General features: G+C 72.3%; 21 protein-coding genes. 9 read left to right on the top strand and 12 right to left on the bottom strand.

Annotated features, from left to right (window positions below):
- Window positions 1-17 precede the first annotated feature (17 nt).
- Complete coding sequence (locus ACFYOB_RS21835; protein WP_388561803.1) at window positions 18-695, bottom strand: response regulator transcription factor; 678 nt, start codon at window positions 693-695, stop codon at window positions 18-20.
- Between the two features lie 136 nt (window positions 696-831).
- Between ACFYOB_RS21835 and ACFYOB_RS21830 the strand changes: the two genes are divergently transcribed.
- The 3 genes from ACFYOB_RS21830 to ACFYOB_RS21820 all read left to right on the top strand — a co-directional run bounded on the left by ACFYOB_RS21830 (window position 832) and on the right by ACFYOB_RS21820 (window position 3381).
- Entirely contained in the window at window positions 832-1449 is a 618-nt protein-coding gene (locus ACFYOB_RS21830) for a hypothetical protein (RefSeq protein WP_388561801.1), read from the top strand.
- Between the two features lie 133 nt (window positions 1450-1582).
- Entirely contained in the window at window positions 1583-2899 is a 1317-nt protein-coding gene (locus ACFYOB_RS21825) for an MFS transporter (protein WP_388561799.1), read from the top strand.
- Between the two features lie 29 nt (window positions 2900-2928).
- Window positions 2929-3381, top strand: coding sequence for an SRPBCC family protein (locus ACFYOB_RS21820; RefSeq protein WP_388561797.1), 453 nt, complete (start codon window positions 2929-2931; stop codon window positions 3379-3381).
- Between the two features lie 3 nt (window positions 3382-3384).
- Here the strand turns inward: ACFYOB_RS21820 and ACFYOB_RS21815 are convergent, their stop codons facing one another.
- The 5 genes from ACFYOB_RS21815 to ACFYOB_RS21795 form a co-directional block, all read right to left on the bottom strand.
- Complete coding sequence (locus ACFYOB_RS21815; RefSeq protein WP_388561795.1) at window positions 3385-4959, bottom strand: alpha/beta hydrolase; 1575 nt, start codon at window positions 4957-4959, stop codon at window positions 3385-3387.
- A gap of 164 nt (window positions 4960-5123) precedes the next feature.
- The gene (locus ACFYOB_RS21810; RefSeq protein WP_388561793.1) at window positions 5124-5615 is read right to left on the bottom strand and encodes a hypothetical protein; all 492 of its coding nucleotides are present in this window, start codon (window positions 5613-5615) and stop codon (window positions 5124-5126) included.
- A 128-nt stretch (window positions 5616-5743) separates the two neighbouring features.
- A complete protein-coding gene (locus ACFYOB_RS21805; protein WP_388561978.1) occupies window positions 5744-6724 on the bottom strand; it encodes an SCO0930 family lipoprotein in 981 nt (326 codons plus the stop codon).
- A 156-nt stretch (window positions 6725-6880) separates the two neighbouring features.
- On the bottom strand, window positions 6881-8320 hold the full coding sequence (locus ACFYOB_RS21800; RefSeq protein ID WP_388561791.1) for an NADH-ubiquinone oxidoreductase-F iron-sulfur binding region domain-containing protein: 1440 nt from the start codon (window positions 8318-8320) through the stop codon (window positions 6881-6883).
- Window positions 8321-8349: 29 nt separating this feature from the next.
- Complete coding sequence (locus ACFYOB_RS21795; protein ID WP_388561789.1) at window positions 8350-9231, bottom strand: hypothetical protein; 882 nt, start codon at window positions 9229-9231, stop codon at window positions 8350-8352.
- Between the two features lie 454 nt (window positions 9232-9685).
- Here ACFYOB_RS21795 and ACFYOB_RS21790 point away from each other — a divergent pair, with 454 nt between their 5' ends.
- The gene (locus tag ACFYOB_RS21790) at window positions 9686-10963 is read left to right on the top strand and encodes a helix-turn-helix domain-containing protein (protein WP_388561787.1); all 1278 of its coding nucleotides are present in this window, start codon (window positions 9686-9688) and stop codon (window positions 10961-10963) included.
- Window positions 10964-11036: 73 nt separating this feature from the next.
- Here ACFYOB_RS21790 and ACFYOB_RS21785 read toward each other — a convergent pair whose 3' ends face one another.
- The 3 genes from ACFYOB_RS21785 to ACFYOB_RS21775 all read right to left on the bottom strand — a co-directional run bounded on the left by ACFYOB_RS21785 (window position 11037) and on the right by ACFYOB_RS21775 (window position 14197).
- Window positions 11037-11927: an RNA polymerase sigma factor gene (locus ACFYOB_RS21785; protein ID WP_388561785.1), complete on the bottom strand. Its 891-nt coding sequence runs from the start codon at window positions 11925-11927 to the stop codon at window positions 11037-11039.
- 153 nt (window positions 11928-12080) lie between these two features.
- Complete coding sequence (locus tag ACFYOB_RS21780; RefSeq protein ID WP_388561783.1) at window positions 12081-13478, bottom strand: DUF1996 domain-containing protein; 1398 nt, start codon at window positions 13476-13478, stop codon at window positions 12081-12083.
- 14 nt (window positions 13479-13492) lie between these two features.
- Window positions 13493-14197: a DUF4142 domain-containing protein gene (locus ACFYOB_RS21775; RefSeq protein ID WP_388561781.1), complete on the bottom strand. Its 705-nt coding sequence runs from the start codon at window positions 14195-14197 to the stop codon at window positions 13493-13495.
- A 315-nt stretch (window positions 14198-14512) separates the two neighbouring features.
- On the opposite strand from ACFYOB_RS21775, the gene ACFYOB_RS21770 reads away from it, so the two are divergent.
- The 3 genes from ACFYOB_RS21770 (at window position 14513) to ACFYOB_RS21760 (ending at window position 16294) form a co-directional block, all read left to right on the top strand.
- Complete coding sequence (locus tag ACFYOB_RS21770) at window positions 14513-14962, top strand: hypothetical protein (RefSeq protein WP_388561779.1); 450 nt, start codon at window positions 14513-14515, stop codon at window positions 14960-14962.
- A gap of 139 nt (window positions 14963-15101) precedes the next feature.
- Window positions 15102-15359 carry a hypothetical protein gene (locus ACFYOB_RS21765; protein WP_388561777.1) on the top strand — a complete coding sequence of 86 codons (258 nt, stop codon included), beginning with the start codon at window positions 15102-15104 and terminating at the stop codon, window positions 15357-15359.
- A complete protein-coding gene (locus ACFYOB_RS21760; protein ID WP_388561775.1) occupies window positions 15356-16294 on the top strand; it encodes an acyltransferase family protein in 939 nt (312 codons plus the stop codon). Before ACFYOB_RS21765 ends, ACFYOB_RS21760 begins: the two co-directional genes overlap by 4 nt.
- A gap of 59 nt (window positions 16295-16353) precedes the next feature.
- Here the strand turns inward: ACFYOB_RS21760 and ACFYOB_RS21755 are convergent, their stop codons facing one another.
- Together ACFYOB_RS21755 and ACFYOB_RS21750 are read right to left on the bottom strand one after the other, a co-directional pair.
- Window positions 16354-16950 (bottom strand): sigma-70 family RNA polymerase sigma factor, encoded by a 597-nt coding sequence (locus ACFYOB_RS21755; protein WP_328928896.1) that lies wholly within the window; start codon window positions 16948-16950, stop codon window positions 16354-16356.
- A 151-nt stretch (window positions 16951-17101) separates the two neighbouring features.
- Complete coding sequence (locus ACFYOB_RS21750) at window positions 17102-17779, bottom strand: hypothetical protein (protein WP_388561773.1); 678 nt, start codon at window positions 17777-17779, stop codon at window positions 17102-17104.
- 260 nt (window positions 17780-18039) lie between these two features.
- On the opposite strand from ACFYOB_RS21750, the gene ACFYOB_RS21745 reads away from it, so the two are divergent.
- The gene (locus tag ACFYOB_RS21745; RefSeq protein ID WP_388561976.1) at window positions 18040-19200 is read left to right on the top strand and encodes an MFS transporter; all 1161 of its coding nucleotides are present in this window, start codon (window positions 18040-18042) and stop codon (window positions 19198-19200) included.
- Window positions 19197-20309, top strand: coding sequence for a sugar ABC transporter permease (locus tag ACFYOB_RS21740; protein ID WP_388561771.1), 1113 nt, complete (start codon window positions 19197-19199; stop codon window positions 20307-20309). Before ACFYOB_RS21745 ends, ACFYOB_RS21740 begins: the two co-directional genes overlap by 4 nt.
- Here the strand turns inward: ACFYOB_RS21740 and ACFYOB_RS21735 are convergent.
- Window positions 20296-21522 carry an acyl-CoA dehydrogenase family protein gene (locus tag ACFYOB_RS21735; RefSeq protein ID WP_388561769.1) on the bottom strand — a complete coding sequence of 409 codons (1227 nt, stop codon included), beginning with the start codon at window positions 21520-21522 and terminating at the stop codon, window positions 20296-20298. The two genes, ACFYOB_RS21740 and ACFYOB_RS21735, sit on opposite strands and share 14 nt — an antisense overlap.
- Window positions 21523-21624: the final 102 nt, after the last annotated feature.

The following is a 21624-nucleotide window of genomic DNA, read 5'->3' as shown; positions in this document are numbered from 1 at the left end:
GGCGGGGGAGCGCGGTATCAGCCACCGTCCGCCGCCAGTCGGTAGCCGGCACCGCGTACGGTCTCCAGAGCCGTGCGGCCGAACGGCGTGTCGATCTTGCGGCGTACGGCGCTGACGTGGACCTCGACCACGTTGGGATCCCCGGCGAAGGCACTGTCCCAGACCTGTTCCAGGATCTCCCGCTTGGGTATCACCTCGCCCGGGCGCCGGGCCAGGTACTCCAGGACCGCGAACTCCCGCGCGGTCAGCCGTATCTCGGTGTCGCCGCGGGTACAGGAGTGCCGGGCGGGGTCCAGCGTCAGGTCGCCGAACCGCATGGTCTGGGGGCCCCGCCGGCCCGTACGCCGCCCCAGCGCGCGCAGCCGGGCGACCAGGACGAGGTAGGAGAAGGGCTTGGACAGGAAGTCGTCGGCGCCGGTGTCCAGCGCCTCGGCCTCGTCGTACTCGCCGTCCTTGGCCGTGAGCATCAGGATCCCCGACTCGTTTCCGGCGGCGCGCAGCCGCGCGCACACCCGGTAGCCGTTCAGGCCCGGCAGCATGATGTCGAGCACGATCAGGTCGTAGTCGTGCTCCGTGGCCATCCACAGCCCTTGCAGCCCGTCGTGGGCCACGTCCACCGAGAACCCCTCGGATTGAAGTCCCCGCTGCAGGGCCACGGCCAGTCGCCGTTCGTCCTCCACCACCAGTACGCGCATGCCGAACAGGGTCTCAGGCCCGGCCGGCGGTCGGCTGAAGAGGTCTTCAGCTGGCTTCAGGTGGGCTTCAGCATCCGCTGGGCATGCTCGGGAACGATCCGGGTGCGGTGCCCGGTTGTGTATGAGGAGTGCCGGTATGTCTGAGTCCGTCCCGCCGTCCGAGCAGCCCGAGAACGCCCCGGAACCCGGCGCTCGGGGGCGCGTTCCCCTGGGTCGCCTGGTGCCCCGGAGCAAGGGCGCCCGCTGGGCGGCCCTGGGCGCGGCCGCGGTCATCGTCGGAGGCGGAGCGGCGGCCGTGGCCGTGGCCGGGCACCACGACGGCCGGGTGAGGGCGCACGAGGGCCCGCACATGGCCTGGGCCGGGCCCGATCACGAGGGTCAGGGCAAGCGTGGACCCGGGGACGCCCGCGAGAAGCGTGAGCGCATGCGCCTCGATCTGAAGGGGATGGGCCCGAAGGAGCCCGGCGCCCTCAAGGGGCACGGCCTCATGGGCGGCCCCGGCGGCCCCGGTGACCACGCGAAGGCGGCGCCGCTGCCGCTGCCCTCGCTGGCCATCGGCCAGGCAGCCGAGAAGGCGGCCGCCGCGGTGGAGGGCGGCAAGGTCGAAGGCCTGCGGGTGGTCGCCCAGGAGGGTGGCGGAAGCGCGTGGCGAGCGGTGGTCATCGGAGCGGACGGAGTCCGGCACGCGGTGACCGTTTCCGGCACCGACGGCACCGTCACGGGCAACAGCGTCCTCACCGGCCACGGCCGGTAGGGGAGAGCCGCCGGAGAGCCGGCGGGGGAAATCCGCGAGACACACCGGGACGGCGTCACATAGCGTCCCGGTGTCGACGTCCTTGCCGTCGCACACCACCACACGCGCGAAGTGGGACGGGAGTTCGTCCGGATTGTCTGAACAAAGCCTTTTACGTGAACATCCCGCGCTGGGACGGAACAGGGACTTCAACGTCTTCTGGCTCGGCCAGGCCCTGTCCGTCCTCGGCGGGTCCATCTCGCTGCTCGCGCTTCCGCTGCTCGTCCTCGAAGCCACCGGGTCCCTCGTGCAGTTGGGCCTGATCACCGTCGTCGCCGGGGCCACCGCCATCGGCACGGGGCTGTTCGCCGGATACGTGGTCGACCGGGTGGACCGCCGTCGGCTGATGATCGTCTGCGATCTGGCACGGGCAGTGCTGCTCGGCGCGGTGCCGGTCGTGTGGTGGGCCGGCGGGCCGCGGATCTGGCTGCTGTACGTACTGACCGCGCTGGTCACCGTACTGAAGACGCTGTTCGACGTGGCCTACGTGACGGCCGTGCCGAGCCTGGTCCGCAAGCAGGACCTCATCGCCGCCAACGGACGGCTGATGGGCACCTTCGCCATCGGGACCCTCCTCGGACCGGTGGCGGCCGGGTTCATCACGGCCGCGGTGGGCGCGGACTGGGCGCTGGGCGTGGACGGGGCGACCTTCCTCGTCTCCGCGGCCAGCCTGGGCTGCGTGAGGTTCCGGCGGCCCGCCGACAGCGGAGCGGACCCGGCGGAGCCACGGGCGGGGGCGCTGCGCGACGTGTTCCTCGTGGGCTTCCGCTTCCTGTGGACGCATCCGCTGCTGCGCCCGCTCACGGTGCTGCTCACCGTGCTGACCTTCGTCACCATGGGCGCCGTCGACCTGCTGATCTACCACGTCCGGAGCGACCTGGACCGGGACGCCGCCACCCTCGGCTACGTGATCGCCGTGAGCGGGGTCGGCGTGGTCGCCGGGGCCCTCGGCGCCGGGAGGCTGCGCCGGATCCTCGGCTTCGGGCCCTGCTGGCTGGCCTCCGTCACGTTGATCGGCGTCGCGGTGGCGGGGATGGGGGTCAGCCGCAGCGTGCCGGTGATCGCCGTGCTCGCCGCCGTGTTCATGTTCGGGATGACCCTGGGCGGGGTGACCAGCATGACCCTGCGCCAGGAGGTGACCCCCGGCCACCTGCTCGGCCGGGTCACCTCCGCCTTCTGGACGGTGCACAACGCCTCGGGGCCGGTGGGCGCGGGCGTGCTCACGGCGCTGGCCGACGGCCACGGGGTCCCGGCGGTCAGCCTGGCAGGCGGAGCGTTCTGCCTGCTGATCGTCGGCGCCGGGCTGCTGACGCCGCTGCGCACCGCCCGCCACGGCGCTGCCGACGCGGTGCCGCCGGCCACCCGGAAGCCGGATGTGAGGTGCGACCCGGAGGAGCGTCTGGGATCGTGAAGGACAGGCCGTCGCAGCGAGGAGCGGACATGTCCGGACAGTTCGAGGCGAGCGTCGAGATCGACCGGCCGGTCGAGGAGGTCTTCGCCTACCTCGCCGACGGGCGCCACGACCCCGAGTTCAGCCCGCGCGTCCAGGAGATCGCGAAGACCCCCGACGGCCCCACCGCGCTCGGCACGGTTTTCCGCAGCACGGTCAAGGACGCCGGGATGAAGACCGGCCGCGAGTTCCGCATCGTCGGCTTCGACCCGCCGCACCGGATCCGCTGGTCGGAGCAGAGCCGCAACCTGGTCACCGCGGAGGGCGGCTACGATTTCGAAGCCCTCCCCGGCGGGCGCACCAGGGTCCGCATCTTCAACACCCTCGAAGGCCACGGCCTCGGAAGACTGCTCGTCGGCTTCGCGGTGAGCGCGGCCCGCAAGGACGCCCCCGCCTTCGGCCGCCGCATCAAGGCGGCCGCGGAGGCGTCCCTCAGGCGGTAGGGGTCAGAACCGTGACGGGCCGACCGGGAACGGCAGCGGCTTCGACGGGGCCGGAGACACCCGCTGTCCGGCAGCGGCCGGCGGGTTCTGGCAGGTCACGTCCTCGGCGGGCAGCCGCCCGGTGGTGAGGTAGGTGCTGACGGGCTCGTTGGCGCAGGAGTTCGGGTCGGCGAGGTACACGCCGTGCCCCTCGCCGCCCATCGCCAGTACCATCCGCGAGCCCTTCAGCGCCCTGTGCAGCCCCTGGCCGCTGGTGAGCGGGGTCTGCGAGTCCCACTCGTTCTGCACCGTCAGCACGTTCGCCTGCTTCTTCATCGGCGTGGCCGCCTCGGCCGGGCGGTCCCAGAAGGCGCACGGCTTGATGTTCGACGCGAAGTCCCCGTACAGGGGGTACTTCACCTTGTCCTTCGCAGCGTCCCGCTCGTACTGCTCGGTGTAGCGGGGCCAGCTGCCCGTGTCCCCGCACGCCACGGCCCAGAAGACGGCGGTGCCGTTGTCCGAGGCGGGTTCGGCCGCCGCGCCTCCCGCGAGCAGCCGCTTCAGCGCGGCCGTGTCCGAGCCCGCGGGCTGCGGCTTGCCCTCGGCCGCGGCCTTGAGGGCCACGACCAGGGGAGTGGCCTGCGCCGGGTAGAAGAACACCGCGCGCGCGGTACGGATGATGTCTCCGGTGACCTTCTGCCCCTCGAAGTCGATCGGCTCCCGGTCGGCGCGCGCCACCAGCGCCCAGAAGGTGTCGGACACCGCCTTGGGGGTGTCGCCGAGCCCGTACTGGGCCGACCGCTCGGCCGCCCAGCCCGTCCACCGCGCGTAGGCGGGCTCGGCCTCGGTCGCCCACACCTGGAGCATGCCGCGCCAGATCCGCTGCGGGTCGACGCCGCTGTCCAGCACGAAGCGGTCGGTCCGCTCCGGGAACATCTGCGAGTACACCGCGCCGAGGTAGGTGCCGTACGAGTAGCCCAGGTACGAGAGCTTGCGCTCGCCCAGCACCGCACGGACCGTGTCCATGTCGCGCGCCGTGTTGCGGGTGGTGATGTACGGGAGCACGTCCCCGGCCTTCTCGCGGCACTTGTCCGCGACCGTACGCGCCCACGTCACGTCGGAGGAGAAGGTCTCGGGCCGGTACGGCCGGTTGAAGTCCTGCTCGGTGTCGGTCAGTCCGCAGGTGATCGGACTGCTGGCGCCGACACCGCGCGGATCGAAGCCGATGAGGTCGTACTGGTCCCGTACGTCCTTGGGCATCAACTCGGCCGCCATCAGCGGCAGATCGAGCCCGGAGCCGCCCGGGCCGCCGGGGTTGAGGAGCATCACGCCGTGCCGCTTGGCGGGGTTCTCGCTCTTGATCCGGGATATCGCGAGGTCGATCGTGCGGCCTTGGGGGCGCTTGTAGTCGAGCGGGACCTTCAGGGTGGCGCATTCGTACGAGGCCGGCTGACCGTCGGCGCAACGGTGCCAGGCGGGCTTCTGCTTGAGGTACTCCGCCTCCGGGGCGGCGGACGCCTGGGTCGCGGCCAGCAACGGAACGGTGGTGGCGATGAGACCGGCGGTGGCGAGCATGGGTGCGAGGCGCTTCAGGCGCACAATGGCCGTCCTTGCGTTCGGTGAAGTCTTGTACGAACTCACCTTGTTGCATGCGGCGGCGAGGCGAATCATCCCGAAGGTCAGCCCTTGTGCGCCTCACGAACGAGCTGATATCCGGACAACTGGCCGACACGCCGTGGTAGTTGTCCGTCAGGCGCACCTGGTCAATGCTGGCCGTCGTGCGCGGCGCCGGTTTCCACGGTGCCTCCGATGTGGCCGCGCAGGGCCGTCAGGGCCTCCTCCGACGGGCCGGTGACCACCCAGCGGCTTCCCACCAGATAGGTGCCGCCGTACATCCGGGCCTCGTCCAGCCAGGAGCGCTGCCCCTGGTCGGCGGCGAAGGTGGCCATGCGGTACGCGCCCTGCCCCGTCTCGCAGCCGCCCTCGCGCAACTCGTCCGCCTGGATGTCGACGTGAGCGGTGCAGCCGACGGCCGCGGCTATGTCCTCGATCGACGAGGACGGCGCGGACTGCGCCCCGGTCTCCTTCCCGGGGGCGGCGTGGGCGGCGCCGTGCGCGCCGTGTGCGCCGTGTGCGTCCTGCGCCGCCCGGCTTCCACCGCAGCCCCCGGCCAGCAGCACGGCGCACAGGGCGGCGCAGGCCGGCGCGAGCGCGCGCAGGAGCGGGCGGTGCGGGCGGGCGGTGGACGGCGGCATGGCTACTTCCTCACTGGCTCATCGACTCACGTGTTCACGTGCTCACTTGCTCACCGGCAGATCGGGGAGCTGTCGTGGCGCCCGGGCGGGGGAGGCGCCCGGGCACCACGGGTCTTCGCGGGCCGGGGCTAGCTCGCCATCTTCGCCTTCTTTCCCTTGTCGGTCACGGCGAACCAGAGGCCCTGCTTGCCCTGTCCGAGAACATCGCCGGGCGCCTTGTCGCCGGTGAACGTATAAACCGGCCAGCAGTCGATCGTCAATTGTTCCGAACCATCGGGACGCTTTACCGAGCCGATCAGTTCGGCCGCAATTCCCGTCACCTTCGTCTTGTCGACGGGCTTGGCGGGCTTCCAGGTGTCCAGGCAGGCGTCGAGGCAACCGATTTTCATCGGCCAGGCACTGTCCTTGTCGAATCGGTAAAGCGTCTGGCCCGCGCCGTCCGCGATGATGTCCCCGAGCATGACGTTCTTCGTGATGGACAGTTCGGAACCCTGCGACGGCGCCTTCTTGGCGGCCGCGGCGGGCTTCCCGTCGGCCCCCAGCGCGTGCCAGGTGCCGCCGACGCCCTCACCGAGCGTGTCGCCCGCCTTGGCGTCCTTCGCGTACCGGTACACCGGCCAGCCCGCGAGGGTCAGCTGCCGGGTGCCGTCGGCGCGTTCGACCGAGCCGAGCAGGCCCGCCTCGATCCCCTCGCCCGCTGTCGCGTCGTCCGCCGCCACGGCCGGCCATGCCTTCGCGCAGTCCCCCTCGCAGCTGGACTTGGGGGGCTTCGGCGTGTCCTTGTCGAACCGGTAGAGCGTGAAGCCCTCACCGTCGGTGACCGCGCTGCCCACGTTCCCGACCTCCGCCACCTTCAGCTGCCCGGCCGGGCTGTTCTTTCCTGCGCCGCCCGCCGGGTTGGCGCCGGAACCGCTCCCGTACCCCGCATCCGCTCCGGAACCCGCATCCGCTCCGTACGAGCCGTCGGCGCCGTAAGCGGACCCGATCTTCTTGCTGTCGCTCACCGGCTGTACCGAATTACCCTTCCCCGAAGGATTCTCGGCGAGGCCGCATCCGGCCGTAAGCAGCAGTACCGCGACCGCCGACCCGGCGAATATCTCACGACGCATTCTCTTCACGATCTCTCCTTCAGGTTCGGTCCCGCGTTCCCGTTCGTCTCTGGGGTAATTGATACGGGGCCCGGGGTGGTCGAAGCGGATATCCCTTGGAATTTGTCAGATCGCGCCAACATTGAACCCGCGAGCGATCCGCATTCGTGCGCCCCCTCATTCCTGGATGCGCATGGCGAGGGCCGGGCAGCGCCGCACCGCGCGCAGGGCCTTCGGCCGCAGCCGTGCCGGCACCGGCATGGACGCCTTCGCCGGGTAACCGTCCGCGTCGAGCTGTACGACTTCGGGCAGGACGTCCACGCACAGGCCGTGCCCCTTGCACAGGGTCCAGTCCACGACCAGCCGCGCCGGACTCTCGTCCCGTATCCGCTCCGGACTCTCGTCCCGCGGTACCGGGAGCGCGCCCAACACCCGCCGGCCGCACCCCGAGCCGAAGGCATGGTCCTGGAACTCGTCGGGGAAGGCGGCGAGCGCAGAGGCCACGAAGTGCGAGGTGCCGTCGGGATGGCTGCACGCACCGCGTTTCCGGACGGCCATGAGCCGCGCCTCCACCGCCTCCAGGGCGGCGCCGCCGCCTCCCCGGACGGCGTCGTCCAGTACGTCGGCGAGTCCGGGCAGCCCGCGTACGCACGGCCCGCACTGGCCCGCCGTCTCGTTCGCCATCCACCGGGTCACCCGGGCCACTTCGCCGGCCGGACAGGTGTCCTCGGGCAGCGGCAGTACCGCCCCCGCTCCCAGCACCGCGCCGAAGGACGTCAAGGACTGCCGGGACAGCTGCGCGGAGCGCGCGGACACCGGGTCCAGCCATCTGCCGTGGTAGCCGCCCACCAGGACACCCTGGCCGGGATCGAGATTGCACAGCTCCAGGACGTACGGCAGGGACGTGCCGGTCGGCGCCTCGACCACTGTGGATCCGGCGACGGTCAGCAGCACGGTGCCCGGCTCGGTCAGCAGGCCGGTCGCACAGTACTCCCGTGCGCCCAGCCGTGCGGCCAGGCCGAGTTGGGCGTAGGTCTCGGTGTTCGACAGCAGGGTGGGCACGCCACCCAGGCCTCTCTCGCTGGTCCGTACCTTCTGTCCGGACGGTACTGTGGCACCGCCGTTGAGTCCGTTGACCATGGCGGTCCCCTCCCCGGTCACGAAGCGCTCGGGAAGCCGTGCCACCCGCACCCGGCGGCCGGCCGGGCCGCGTTCGGAGACGGCGTCGCGCACCGACTGCTCCACGTCCCCCCGGGTGACGGCCACCACGATGTCCTCCGCGCCGAGCGCGGCGGCGGCCAGCAGGGCTCCGTCGAGCACCAGGTGCGGGGCGTGCAGCAACAGGGCCTTGTCCTTGAGGCAACTCGGCTCGCCCTCACTGCCGTTGACGACGACGGCGGTGGCCGTGTCCTGCCCCCGGGCCGACCGGGTGACCGCCTGCAGTTTCCGTGCGAACGGGAAGCCCGCTCCACCGCGGCCCCGCAGGTCGATGTCCTCCGCGAGGGCGATGAGGTCGTCCGGGCGGTACCGGGGCAGCGTGCCGTGCGTGGCCAGATGGGCCGAGCGGTCGAGCCGCGGGAGCTGGTCGAGTCCGGCCAGCAGCCTGGGGGCGCCCACACAGCCGAGACTGGGGCGCGGCCAGCCGGTCACAGCCACCGCTCCGCGCCGGCGGGCTGCTCACCGTACAACTGCCGCCTCCCCCCGGCGCCGCCCGGTGTGGACGCCGCGGCGTAGGCCCGGGAGGTGGGCCGGGACAGCGGGGCGGGCCCGGTGGGTGCGAGCGGACGTGCCTCACGCACCGGCGCCGCACGTGGGCCCGGTCGCGGACGCAGGCGCACACGCGGGCCCGGCGCGGCGGCCGGACTGGAAGGCGCCCCACTCGCCCTCGACTTGATGCGGAGCATGAGGACGCCGGCGACACCGATCAGGCAGAGTCCGTACGCGACCGTCACCCAGGTGCCGCCAGGGCGCCCCGACTTCAGCCCGTGCACGAGGGACGCGCCCCAGGCCGGATAGGCACCGAAGTGCAGGGCCCGCCACCACAGCGAGCGGGCCTTGGTCGCGAACACGCTGCGCACCGCGCCGGAGACGGCGACGGATACGAAGAGGTACCCGGCGAGCGTGCCGAATCCGATGAGGACGGGCTGTTCCTCATCCGCGAACGGCAGCACCGCCGCGGCCGCCGATGCCTGCTGCTTGGCGACCTTGACCCAGATGTGCAGGGCCAGGAAGGACAGCCCGGCCACGGCCAGGCCGCGGTGGGCGCCTTGGGCGAGCAGCCGGTGGCCCGGTCCGAGAAGCGCCCGGTCGGTGGCCAGTAGTCCCCAAAGGACGGTGGCGGTGAGCGAGACGAGCGAGAGCACGCCCGCCCCGAAGTCGAGGAAGTCCCATATATGGGACAGGGCGCCCGCACGGGCCACCACTATGAAGGAGACGACGGCCGCGGCGAGGGCCGGGACCGTCGCCGGCGGCCGACTGCTGCGGCGCGCCCGGTGTGAGCGGCGTATGTGCGGCTGGGGCAGGGGCATCCAGATCTCCTGTGCGCCTGGGATCCGAGCACGTCACCTGGCGCTCGGCACCCGGGGGTTGTTGTCGGTCGAGCCCGGCAGCGCTGTGAATTCCTGCGCCGGCCGAGGAGCGTGGGGCCGGAGTGCAGAAGCATCGTGGAGCTACACGGCACCTCCACGGGATTTATCGAAACGTGATAATTTCTCGCAGCGCGTCTACAGCGCATCGAACAACCCCGGAAGATTCCCCTCCAGCGGAGGTTTCAACAGGCCACCGCACCGCCCGCCACCTACGCGTCCCCGACGGCAAAATCACGGCAAAACCACGGGACCGGAGGTGGCCGGACCCCTCCAGGAGGGAGTACGAGGACAGCAACTCTCTTGCGTAACAGTGCTGTTGGCGAGAGAGGCAACCTCGGCGGGCTTGTCGCACAAGCACCGGACAAGCCTCACCCCGGCACGAACGAGGAAAACGATGTGCGAACTTCTGAACCGCATCTGGTCCCGCCCCAGAGGCGAGTGGACCCGCGTCCTGCGCAGGGAACTCCCCGCGCTGGCCGCCGAGATAGTGGAGGAGCTTCTGCATGGAATTCCGGGATTTTCCACCCTTATCGATGACAACGATGCCATCGACGACGAACTGCTCAGACAGTGCGTGGAAGAGGCCCTTCTCACCGCTCTCGGCTACCGCGACGCGCGTAGCGGCAACGTGTGCAAGGAACAGGAACAACACCGGCAGCAGGCAATGGAGATGGAGCAGGAGCCCGACGAGATCGTGTGCGCGGACGAGGTCCAGCACGAGCGCGCGGGCGAGCTCCGGGTCGAGGCCAGACAACACGGCGGGCAGCAGCAGGCCGGCCGGCACGACGAGAAACCAGGCGGGCAACACGGTGAGCCACATGGCGGGCACCACGTCGGGCTGCCCGGGCTGCCCCGGCAACCCGACCGCCGCGGCGGCGACCGGGCACGCCAGGACCTGTTCAAAGCCCTCACCGATGACCGGGCCCCGTCGGAGAGTTCCCTCGCCGAGCTCGCGGAGGCGGCCGGCTGGCCCCTCCCGGTGGCCGTACGGGCCATCGTGCCGGCCACGCCCGGCGAGGCCCAGCAGCTGGCGACCGTACTCGACGACGCCCTCGTCGGAATGTTCGCGGGCCGCCCGTGCCTGCTGGTCCCGAGCCCCGATCCCGACACCCGGACCCCACTCGAACTCCCGCTGCGCGGCCGCTTCACAGCCGTCGGACACGCGGTCCCGCTCCGGGACACCGCGTCCTCGCTCCGCTGGGCGCTGCGCCTGCTCGCCCTGACACCCACCCGCGCCGGGCTGGACGCCCGCGCCGTCTTCGTCGACGACCACCTCTCGACCCTGCTGCTGCTCCAGGACGAGCCCCTCGCCCACGCACTGGCCGCCCGCTGGCTCCGGCCGCTGGCCGATCTGACCCCGCGCCAGAGCGAGCGGCTGGAAGTGACCCTGCTCGCCTGGCTGGAGGGCGGCGGCGCCCCCGAGGCGGCGAAGGCCCTGAGTGTGCACCCGCAGACCGTGCGCTACCGCATGCGGCAGCTGGAGAAGCTCTTCGGACCCGGTCTGCGTGACCCCCGCACCCGGTTCGAACTGGAGATGGCGCTCCGCAGCCGCCGGCTGATGGCCCAGGTACGGCGTCAGGCCTCGCGGGTGGGACGCCGCACGGCACGCGTGGTCACGGCGGACTTCAGGCCCGTGGTCGTCGGGCGGATGGCTCGCGTCAACGGCCTGTGAGCAACAACGGCAAACCGGCCCGGCCCCGTCCGCACGGGGGCCGGGCCGGCTGCATGTGTGCCGGGCCGGATGTTCACATGGCGGCCGGCGCGGCGGAAACCGCGCCGTGCATCGTGGAGTTGATGTGCGTCAGTTCCTCGTACGCCCGGGCGCAGGGCCCGCACGCCGCCAGATGACGGGCCAGGCCACGGGGCTGCTGCGTACGGCTGCGCCGAACCGCGGAGCCGAGCATGTGGCTGTAGTGGTCGCACCGGGCGTCGGCCGCGGTGTCGAGATGGGCGAGGAGAAACGCCTCGCGCAGGCCTTCCCTGGCCCGGAACGCCAGCGAGGTCACCGCGCTGGGCGTGATGCCCAGCAGCGCGGCGACCTCGTGCGGCGAGTCCTCCTCGACGAGCGTGTGCCATAAGACGGCCTGCCAGCGCGCGGGCAGCGTGTGGAAGGACCGGGCGAGTAGCCTGCGGTCCTCGCCGGCCAGCAGCCTGCGCTGCGGGTCGCCGCCGGCGGCCGCCTGCTGGCACCAGGAGTCGAACTCCGCTGTCAGCAGGGTCCTTTCGGCGCTGTCGCTCCACTGCATTGCCGTGTGCCGGACGACTGCCAGCAGGTACGCGCGCCAGGGGCCGCGGGGCCCGGCGCCGGAGCGGACGGCCTGCAAGGTCCGCAGGAAGGCCTCCGAGACCAGGTCCTCGGCGTCCTGCGGGGTACGGCAGCAGGTGCGCGCGTACGCGAGGGCGGCCCGCCGGTGGCGCCGGTAGAGCAGATCGCACACGGCCGCGTCCGCGGCTCCCGAGCCGAAGCCCCTCCTGAGACGGCGGGTGAGTTCCCCGTCGGAGGGCGGCGGCTTGCCCTCGCCCGGATGGTGCGGACCGGCCGCGGACTCACGAGAGCCGGACGTGGAACCGGACGTGGAACCCGACGTGGAACCGGACGTGGAACCGGACGTGGAGCCGGAGATGGAGCCGGACATGGCACTCCTCGTGTTCAGGACCCGGCTGGGCACAAGTATGCGGTGTTGGCCCGAAGTCGGCTTCGGGCCAACACCTGTCCCGGGCGCGGCGCGGGGCGCGAGAGGGAGGAGCGCCTCGTCCGGGAGTTGGGGGGTGATCGGTACCGCGTGGCGTCAGCGGCAGGTGCGCCCGCCGTTGATGCAGTTCACCGCGTTGGTCATCAGCCGGTCCGGCATCACGTTGATGAAGTCGTTGTGGTCGGTCACCGGCTTGTGGAGCTGCTCGGGGAAGCTGTCCACGGCGAACCGGGCCCCGGGCGCGACCCCGTACGTGAGCCGCTGCACCAGTTGCGGAATGGCGGTGAAGCCCTTCGGGCATCGGCCGGCCTTGTCCGGGAAGGCCACGTGGGTGCGGTGGTTGGCGCTGTCGGCGTTGCGGCCGTCCCAGCAGCTCTGGAAGGTGAAGGTGCGCACCACGTCGCTGCCCTTGGGGCAGACCGGGTACTTGTCCTTCAGCTGGCGGTTCTCGAAGCCGGTGCAGCTCCACGAGGCGTTGGCGTTCGCGTTGCCGTTGGCGAACGCCTTGGCGTCACCGGTGATGATCCGCAGGAAGCGGGGCATGGCCTTGACCTTGCCCACGGGGCTGCCCTTGAAGGTGATGCTCACCGTCTTCGGGCGCAGGATGGTGCCGACGTTCGCGTCCTGGCCGCCGCCGGGTGCCTTCGCGTCCTTCTCCGCCTTGCCGTCGCGCAGTCGCAGCACCGGCCAGTAGTAGCTGGACAGGTCGCCGTTGCTGCAGGTGGTGCCCGACTTGGCGAGGCTGTCGTTGGTGGAGAAGGCGTCGGTGGACTTGTTGCCCACGTAGTCGTGCATGTGGTGGGCGCCGTTGGAGACGCCGGGGGCGACGATCACGTTGTCGGGGTTGGAGTGGCCGTTCTCGTTGCGTCCGCAGCTCGAACTGAAGGAACCGGTCGAGGCCCCGGCCGCCGCACCGGGCGCGCGCACGTTCGGCCGGACCTTGGTGATGTCGGTGAAGTCGCTCCGCGCCGGGCCGCCCTTCCCGCCGATGCTCCGGGCTGCGGCGGCGCCCGCGTCCGTGGAGGCGGCGGCCGCCTCGCCGGCCGGGTCCTCCTGGGCGGAGGCCTGCTTCATCTGGCACTCGCTCATGGACTTGAGCTCCGCCGGCGGGGCCGCGGAGCGGGCTATCGCGTCGGACACGCGGGTGATGGTCCCCTCGCGCTGCTTCTTCAGTTCGCCGAGGAGGGCGTTGCCCTGCGCCTCTCCGGCGGCGAGGCGCCGGTAGGCGTCGGCCACCTGGACGTCCAGCTGGGCGAGGTTCTCGTCGACCTCGGGCCGGGCCTGCTCGGGTACGGCGGTGAGTTTGTCACCCACGTCGGGGCAGTCGATGGTGGCGACCACCTGCGCCGCGCGGTCGGCGTTCCGGTTCCCGTCCTGGCCGGCGTTGGCGTTGCCGGCCACCACGGCGACTCCGCCGCCGCCCAGGACCAGGGCGGAGACCACGGCGAGGAGCTTGTTCGAAATCCGGGGGCGTTTATGGCCCTTTTCACTCATGCGATCACTTCACTTCACTTCGTCGGTCGGACATCGGACGGAGCAGGGGTTTTGCTGTCGGTGACGTTCAGGGCGTCGAAATCGACCAGTCCGCTGTCCTCGAGGACCGTGATGTGGTCCAGGACCGTGGTGTTGGCGGACGTGGCGAGGGCACGGACCTTGGAGTTCTTGGTCTGCGCCCGGATCTGGGCGAGGAGCGCGAACACCTTTCCGTGCGCACGGCGCAGCAGCTGTACGAACAGTCGTTCGTACTCGTCACCCTGAGCGCGGGTCAGCTGGTCCAGCCACCCCCGCTGCTGCTCGGAGGGCTGGTTGGGCAGGTCGATCCCGAGGGCCTGACCGACCTGGATGACCTGCCGGTCCAGGTCGGTGTGGCCCATCACCAGGTGCTCGCCGGCGGTCCGTATCGCCGGCCGAGTTCCGCGCTGCTGGGCCTGTCGCCCGGCGGGCAGCTCCCACAGGCCGGCGAGCCGTACCTTGCGTACGAAGTCCCGGTCCGCGGGGGTCAGCGGCCCGTACGCCGTACTCAGGATCCCCAGGCCGTCGTCGTCACCGGCGGGCGCGCCCGACGCGGCCGCGGCCCGGCCGCCGAACTTGTCGACGGGGATGAGCAGCGCGACCAGCGTGAGGACGAGAGCGGTGATGACGAAGCCGGTTCCGACCGTGTATTTCGTGGCCGCCGACAAGCTGCTGTGGGGTCGCCGTCGGAATGACAGCACAGTGCCTCCTTGGTCCTAGGGCCGGGAGGGGTAGCGGGGCCGGAGGGTCCGCACGTTCCGTGCGGTGCACACCCGCATTCCCGGGGTGTCACGGGACGCTAGTGCCACGTGTGGTGCTCCGGCGGGAGGACCATCACTATTGGATAAACATCCGGGCAAGCCCCCGGAGGGCTGATATCTTGCCGCGTTCGCACGTGTCGTCACGCATTACCCTGCGCACCCGGGCTGACGGGCCGTCTGCGCCGAAATCGCTGAAAACGGCGCCCGGTTGAGTGGTCCCTGACAGGATCGGCGCACCGATCCAGGGGGGGTCCCATGCGTATCCGTGTGCTCTTGCACGCCGGTGTCACCGTTACCGCCGTCATCGCCGTGCTGCTCACCGGCTGCGGCTCGACCCCGGCCGAGGAACTGGAGGACTGGTACTCCTCCGGGGGCGAAGCCCAGATCAGAACGCTCGCCGACGACTCTGCCAGGGTCAACCAAGTGAGCATGCGCACGATCGACGTCCAAGGGACGGCGTGCCAGGAGCTCCTGACCCATGTGGCCAAGGCCGAAAAGCTCGACCCCGTGCCGGACGAGGTCGCCCGGAGTTCCTGGAAGAAGGCCCTCGCGGCCTTCAGGCACGGGTCCTCCGAATGCACCGTCGGAGCCGGCAAGCAGGACGGGATCCAGGTCGGCCGGGGCATCCGGGAGGTCCAGACCGATGGCATCCCCAGCCTCGCGGACACCGTCTCGCGGATCAAGGCCGCCCTCAAGGCCAAGTAGTACCGGAATCACCGCCGATGCCCCCGGATCGCCCTCCGGGGGCAAGCGTTCCCCAGAGCGTTCCTGTGAGTGAGCTGTACAGTTCCGCTGACCTGACGGCGGTAACCGGCCAGCCGTCCAGATGAGGGGCGGTCGAGGGATGAGCGCGCGCAGTTCCGACGGCGGGCCGCAGTTGAGCGGCCGGAGCCCCGGCGGCGATACCGGCGGACGACTGGCGGCCCTCGACGGCGTTCGGATCCTTGCCGCGCTCGCCGTGGTCTTCTACCACTACGTGGTGCTCGAAAGCGCCTGGGGCCGGCCGACCGAGGGCGTCTTCCCCGTCGCCCGGCCGCTCGCCGTCTACGGCTGGCTGGGCGTCGAAATCTTCTTCCTGTCAGTGGCTTCGTCATATGTATGAGCGCCTGGGGACGCACCGTGGGGGACTTCGCGGTGTCCCGCGTCTCCCGGCTGTTCCCGGCCTACTGGACGGGCATCGCCTTCACCACGCTCGTCCTGTTCACCTGGCCCGAGGTGAGACCGGCCCAAGCCCTCACCGACGTCGTGGTGAACCTCTCGATGCTCCAGGGCGGCGTCGGGGTCCCCCACGTCGACGAGGCGTACTGGACCCTCTTCGCGGAGCTCAAGTTCTACGTGCTCTTCTCGGCCGTCGTCATCCGCGGCGTGACCTACCGCAACTGCGTGCTCTTCTGCGGGCTCTGGACCGTGGCCGCCGTCGTGGCCCCCACCGTCGACAACGGTGTGCTGAACTTCTTCGCGATCACGAGCTGCTCCCCGTACTTCATCGCCGGGATCGCCTTCTACCTGATGCGCCGCTTCCGGCCGAGTGCCGTCACCTGGGGGATCGTCGGCGTCCAGTTCGTGCTCGCCCAGCACTACGTAAACGCGCGCATGCTGTCCAGCCTCGGCCGGGGCGTCACCGAGCGGACACCCGCCTGGCCCGCCCACCTGATCATCACGCTGGGCTTCCTCGTCATGGCGGCCATGGCGCTGGGCCTCCTCGACGGCGTCCGGTGGCGCTGGCTGCCCCACGCGGGAGCGGTCACCTATCCGTTCTACCTGATCCACATGATGGCCGGGCTGACGATCATCCATCACTTCCGGGACCGGCTGGCGCCCGTCCCGCTGGCCCTCGGCGTGACCGCCTTCATGCTGACGCTCGCGTGGATCATCCACCGGCTGGTCGAACGCCCGCTGAGCCGCGTGCTGCGCGACAGCCTGCGCCGCGGACTCCAGGACATCCGGCGGTCGGACACCCCGGTCCGGCCGGCCCTCTCCCGGCTCCCCGCGCAGCCCTCCGCGCCCGAAGCGGAACGCATCCCCTCCCTCCGGTAGCCCCGGTCCGCACCCGCGGGAGGGGCTCGGCCGCCCCTCCCGCGTGCACCGCACGGAGATCAGCCGACCGACGCCATCAGGGACGTACGGGCGCGGGCCACGCGCGAGCGGACGGTGCCGATCGGGCAGCCGATGGCCGTGGCCGCCTCGGCGTACGGAAGGCCGAGGAGCTGGGTGAGGACGAAGGCCTCCCGGCGTTCGGACGGAATGGCCTCCAGCAGCTCCGCCAGGGCGATGCCGTCCTCGAAGCCGGGGACGCCGTACGGCTGGGCCTGCTCGGCGGCCGTCTGCCAGTCGTGCCGGTCCGAGAGTCTGGGCCGGGCGGCGGCGTGGCGCAGGCTGTCCACGACGGTGCGCCGGGCGATGGACAGGAGCCAGGTGCGTGCCGAAGAACGGCCTTCGAACCGGTGGAGGCCGGCGAGCGCGCGGAGGAACACGTCCTGAGTGAGGTCGTCGGCGGCCTGGGTGTCGGCGCTGAGGTAGGCCACGTACCGCCAGACGTCGCGGTGGAGCGCGCGGACGAAGCGGTCGGCCTTCGCGGGGTCGCCGTCGCGGGCGGCGAGTGCCAGTCGGGTCACCGCCGCGTCCGAGCCGGGAGTGTGCCGGGACGGCCTTTCGCCGACGGGACGGTTCTGGGTGGTCAGGGCAGGAGTCATCGCCAAAGGTCCTTACGGGCAAGGGATGTCCGGCGCCGCCCGAAGCGGCGCCGATGAGGGGGATACGGCCTGCCGGAGGGCATGGCCGATGCCCGAGGCGCGAGGTGCGTGCGAGAGCGCAACCGCCGACGCGTGCTCGGGGAACCGGCTGTCAGAGGACAGCGGTTCCCGTCGGCGGACCTCGTGAGGTGATGGCGTGTACGAGGAACAGCCGCCGCGGCGCCAGGCGTCGGCGCGGGCGGCGTACCCGGACGCGCGGCCGGAGCGCAGCCGCGGGCGGGCACAGGAGCAGGCGCAGCGGAGTCCAGAGCCATCCGGCGACGGCGCGCACGACGCGGAAGACGGCCCGCTCTCCGTACGCGAGCCACAGACCGCACAGCACGGCGGCCAGCAGGTGGGCGGTCAGCATGCCGCCGGTCGACATGCCGGCCGCCCCGTGACCGACGTCCGCCAGAGGTCCGGCAGTTGGAACGTCCGGGACGGTGTGCGCCATCTCGTGCGCGGCGTGGTGTACGTGGGCAGCCGCCTTTGGTACGGCGGAAACGGGGGGCGGGGACGGAAGAGACGGCTGGACGACGGACTGGGCCAGGGAGAACCCGGCGTGCAGCGCGGCCTGGACGGCGACGGCCGCAGCGGTGACGGCGAGCAGGCCCCGCTCCCGGCCGGACAGCGCCCAGGCCGTCGCCGCCGTGGCGGCGAACGCGGCGGACAGCGCCCACCAGGGCACCGGCGTACCCGACATGAGGACGTGACCGGTGGCCGTGAGCAGCACGCACACGGCTGCGAACATCGCAGCCCGTAGGGCTCGGAACAGGTGGCCTGGCGTCATTGCGGGCTCATCCTCGCACCAGCTTTCCGAGCCGCGCACCAGGGTGCGCACTTCCGGACAACTTCCCGTGTGGTGCAGGGCACAACGGAGCCGGGGAACCGATCCGCGGCGTCTCCCGACTGCCTACCCGGCCCGTCGAAGGGTTCAACGTCCGGGGAACGGAGACTTCTGTGGCGGTGGAGAGGACGGCGACCGAGTCGCCTGCGGGGAGAGCTGACGGCGAGGCGGGCCGCCCGCTGACGGCGCTGCTCACCTGCGCCATGGCGTTCTCGATGCTGCAGTTGTTCCTGCTCGGCGCGCTGGGGCCGCGCCTGGTCGACGAATCGGTGGTGTCGCCCGCGGTGCTGGGGCTGACGACCACGGTCGGTTTCGGGACCGCCGCAGTACTGTCCCCGGCGGGCGGCCGGATCGTGGACCGCATCGGTCCGCGCCGCTCCCTGGCCGTCCTGCTGCTGGTCTCCGCCGCGGCGCTCGCCCTCATCGGCGCTGCGCCGGGCGCCGGTGTGCTGCTGGCCGCCGTCGCGCTGGGCGGCGTACCGCAGGCGTTGGCGAACCCCGCCACGAACAAGGCCGTCCTGCGCGCGGTCGCGCCCTCGCGGCGCGGCGCGGTGACGGGACTCAAGCAGTCCGGTGTCCAACTCGGCGCCTTCGCCGCAGGATTGCCGCTGGCCGCGCTCGCGGGCGGGATCGGCTGGCGGGGCGCCGTGTGGACGGGAGCCGGTGCGGCCGTGCTGGCCGGGCTGTGGGCGCTGCGCGCGCTGCCGGCCGACCCTCCGCCGCCCGCCGCGGGCCCCCGTACGTCGCTCGTGCCGCGGGGCATGGTGGCCTGGCTCGCGGTCTTCTCGCTGTTCCTCGGTGCCGGGATCGCCTCCGTCAACACCTACCTCGCCCTGTTCGGCGCGCAGCGCCTCGGTATGGGTCCGACAGCGGCGGGTGCTCTGGTCGCCGTACTGGGGGTGGCGGGGATCGCGGGCCGGGTGGGGTGGTCGAGGGCGGCCCGGCCCGGGCGCGCCGAGTGGCTGCCGGGATGGCTCGCGTGCGGCGCGCTGGGTGCGGTGGCCCTGCTGGGAGGTGCTCTCGTCGCGGGTCCGCTGGTGTGGGCCGGCGCGGTCGCGGTCGGCGTGTTCGCCGTGTCCGGCAACGCCGTCTCGATGGTGCTCGTCATGCAGCGGGCCGTGCCCGGCCGGGCCGGACAGGACTCGGCGCTGGTCGCGGCCGGTTTCTTCGCCGGATTCGCGGTGGGGCCGCCCCTGTTCGGCCTGCTGGCGCAGAGCGGACGGTACGGGCCGGGCTGGCTGCTGGTGGCGGCGGAGTTCGCGGCGGCGGGAACGGTCGCGTTCGTCTGGGCCGTACGGGACGGGCGAGATGCAGGGGACGCGCGAGATGTACGGGACGGGCGCGGTCGGCGGGAGAAGGAGTGAGCGCCACGAGGTCCGAGGACTGGGCCGGCCGCGCGCTGGCCGCCGTGATCGAGCGGGTCGCGGTGACCGCGGCGGAAGTGGGCACGCGCTTCCCCCTGTACGCCGCGCCCGCCGACGGGCGGTGGACGACCACTGGCCGTGGTTCGTGGACCGGCGGGTTCTGGGCCGGTCTGCTGTGGCTGCGCGCTCGGTACACCGGTGAAGCCGCCGACCGGCGCGCCGCCGCCGCGTGCACGGCCCGGCTCGGGCCGTGGGCGGACGCCGACACCGCCACCCGCGGGCTGATCCTCTGGTACGGGACCGCCCCCGCCGGGGACGACGCCGAAGCCGCCGCCCTGCGTGAGCGAGCGGCCCGGGCCTGCCTGTCGGCCTACGACCCCGGACTCGGACTGCTGCCCTGGGGGAACGCGCTGGGCGGGCCGCGCCTGCTGGCCCGCGTGGACGGCGTGCCCGGTACGGTGCCCCTCCTGGCCGGCGCCGGGCCGCACGGCGCGGCTGCGGCAGCTGCCCATCTCCACCGGCACCTGGAGCTGTGCCTCGGCGCGGGCGGGACGCGCCGGCCGTGGCTGCGGCCCGCCTGGCGCTTCGACGAGGGCGCGGGCTGGCAGCCCTGCGAGGATCCGCCGCCGGGCTGGAGCCGCGGGGCGGCCTGGCTGCTCCTCGCGGTCGCCGACGCCCTGCTGCTCCCGGACGTGGCGAGGACCGGTTCCGCCCGGCTCGACGGGGCGGCCCGGCAACTCCTCTCGCGCGGAGGGGGCCTGGCCGGACCGCTCGTCCCTCCCGCCGACGCGTCCCGGCCGGACGGACCCCTCGACACCTCGGCCGCCGCGATCACCGCGGTCGCCCTGCTGAAGCTCGCGCGGGTGCCCGGCCCGAGGTCGGCGGCGTACTCGGACCGGGCCGAGGCGATCCTGCGCCGCCTCGCGCGGGGCCATCTCACTGGGCCGGACCCCGGCCCCGGCTCCGGGCGCCCGGCCGGGATGCTGCTGGACGGCTGCTACGACGCCGGGAAGGAGCCGGCCGTCCGGCACGAACTCGTCTGGGGCGACTTCTTCCTGGCGCTCGGGCTGGCCGCGCTGGTCGGAGTCGTCGACATCACCCGCGTGTAGGACCTGGCCCGGACGGTTCCGGCCTTGCGTATCCGCGCAGGACGCGCTGGGCCACGGAAGTGATGTGGAGCTCGTCCGGGCCGTCGAGGATGCGGGCCGCCCGGCCGGTACGCAGGAGCGCCGGCAGCGGGGTGTCCGGACCGAGCCCGGCGGCGCCGTGCACCTGGATGGCGCAGTCCGCGACCTGCTGGAGCATGCGGGCGGCGGCGACCTTGGCCAGCCCCACCTCCGTGCGGGCGTCCTGCCCCGAGCCGACCAGGGCCACCGCCTCGTGGACCAGCGGCCGGGTGGTCCGCAGCGCGAGCAGGGCGTCGAAGACGTGCTGCTGGACCAGCTGGTGGTCGGCGAGCGGTCCCCGAGATCCGCGGCGGGTGGCGGCCCGTTCACACATGAGGTCGAAGGCGCGCTGGGCCTGGCCGAGCCAGCGCAGACACCGCAGCGTACGGCCGAGCTGGAGCCGCTCGCCCGCGATGGTGAGGGCGCTGCCGGGCTCGCCGAGCAGGTGGTCCGCGGGCACCGGTACCCGGTCGAGCGCGATCTCGTACTGGCCCGCCGCGCCGAACACGGGAAGCTCGCGGACCACCCGGAAGCCGGGGGAGCGGGTTGGCACGAGCAGCAGGGACAGCCCCCCGCGGTCTCCGACGGCCCCCTCCGTACGGGCCATGACGGTCACCAGGTCGGCGCCCGCGGCGCCCGAGGTGAACCATTTGCGGCCGCTGACGACCCAGCTGCCGTCCGGCCGGCGCTCTGCCCGGGTACCCGTCAGAAAGGGGTCGGTGCCCGGCACGTCCGGCTCGGTCATCGCGTAGCAGGTACGCAACTCCCCCGCGACCAGGGGCTTCAGGTACTCCTCGCGCACCCGCGTCCCCCCGTGCCGCGCCAGCATCGTCACATCGAGCAGGGGCGCGGACCCCAGCGCGGCGGGCCCGTGATCACTGGCGCCCTCGGCTTCGGCCAGCTCGGCGTACGCCTCGAAGGACAGCCCGCCACCGCCCAGTTCCACGGGGAGCGGCAGCGCCCAGAGCCCCTCTTCCCGGGCGTGGCGGCGCAGTCCGGCCAGCGCCGCGGCCGCCCCGGGGCCGCCCGCGTCCAGTACGGACTCCAGCGGGATCACCCGGGTACGGACGAACCGGTCGATCCTCGCTCTCAACTCGATTGCCCCGACGGCGCGTTGTGCGCAGGGGGAGTGCTGGGCCGGGTCCGGTGCTGTCACTGCTCTCTCCTCGTTCCCGCTCATTCCCGGGAACTCATGGGAACGGCTGTCCGACTGTCTGTCCGTGGAACTGGTCGGGTGCGGACGCTCCCGGGTTCCCCG

This window comes from Streptomyces sp. NPDC006463 (assembly GCF_042870715.1).
Taxonomy (GTDB): Bacteria; Actinomycetota; Actinomycetes; order Streptomycetales; family Streptomycetaceae; genus Streptomyces.
This window is presented reverse-complemented; position numbering and strand designations above follow the sequence as displayed.

Coding starts and splice junctions, on each gene's coding strand:
- ACFYOB_RS21780 (WP_388561783.1), bottom strand. CDS start 13,478: ATGAGTGAAAAGGGCCATAAACGCCCCCGGATTTCGAACAAGCTCCTC.
- ACFYOB_RS21820 (WP_388561797.1), top strand. CDS start 2,929: ATGTCCGGACAGTTCGAGGCGAGCGTCGAGATCGACCGGCCGGTCGAG.
- ACFYOB_RS21765 (WP_388561777.1), top strand. CDS start 15,102: ATGAGCGCGCGCAGTTCCGACGGCGGGCCGCAGTTGAGCGGCCGGAGC.
- ACFYOB_RS21785 (WP_388561785.1), bottom strand. CDS start 11,927: ATGTCCGGCTCCATCTCCGGCTCCACGTCCGGTTCCACGTCCGGTTCC.
- ACFYOB_RS21760 (WP_388561775.1), top strand. CDS start 15,356: ATGAGCGCCTGGGGACGCACCGTGGGGGACTTCGCGGTGTCCCGCGTC.
- ACFYOB_RS21810 (WP_388561793.1), bottom strand. CDS start 5,615: ATGCCGCCGTCCACCGCCCGCCCGCACCGCCCGCTCCTGCGCGCGCTC.
- ACFYOB_RS21805 (WP_388561978.1), bottom strand. CDS start 6,724: ATGCGTCGTGAGATATTCGCCGGGTCGGCGGTCGCGGTACTGCTGCTT.
- ACFYOB_RS21755 (WP_328928896.1), bottom strand. CDS start 16,950: ATGACTCCTGCCCTGACCACCCAGAACCGTCCCGTCGGCGAAAGGCCG.
- ACFYOB_RS21830 (WP_388561801.1), top strand. CDS start 832: ATGTCTGAGTCCGTCCCGCCGTCCGAGCAGCCCGAGAACGCCCCGGAA.
- ACFYOB_RS21750 (WP_388561773.1), bottom strand. CDS start 17,779: ATGACGCCAGGCCACCTGTTCCGAGCCCTACGGGCTGCGATGTTCGCA.
- ACFYOB_RS21835 (WP_388561803.1), bottom strand. CDS start 695: ATGCGCGTACTGGTGGTGGAGGACGAACGGCGACTGGCCGTGGCCCTG.
- ACFYOB_RS21745 (WP_388561976.1), top strand. CDS start 18,040: ATGGCGTTCTCGATGCTGCAGTTGTTCCTGCTCGGCGCGCTGGGGCCG.
- ACFYOB_RS21790 (WP_388561787.1), top strand. CDS start 9,686: ATGTGCGAACTTCTGAACCGCATCTGGTCCCGCCCCAGAGGCGAGTGG.
- ACFYOB_RS21795 (WP_388561789.1), bottom strand. CDS start 9,231: ATGCCCCTGCCCCAGCCGCACATACGCCGCTCACACCGGGCGCGCCGC.
- ACFYOB_RS21770 (WP_388561779.1), top strand. CDS start 14,513: ATGCGTATCCGTGTGCTCTTGCACGCCGGTGTCACCGTTACCGCCGTC.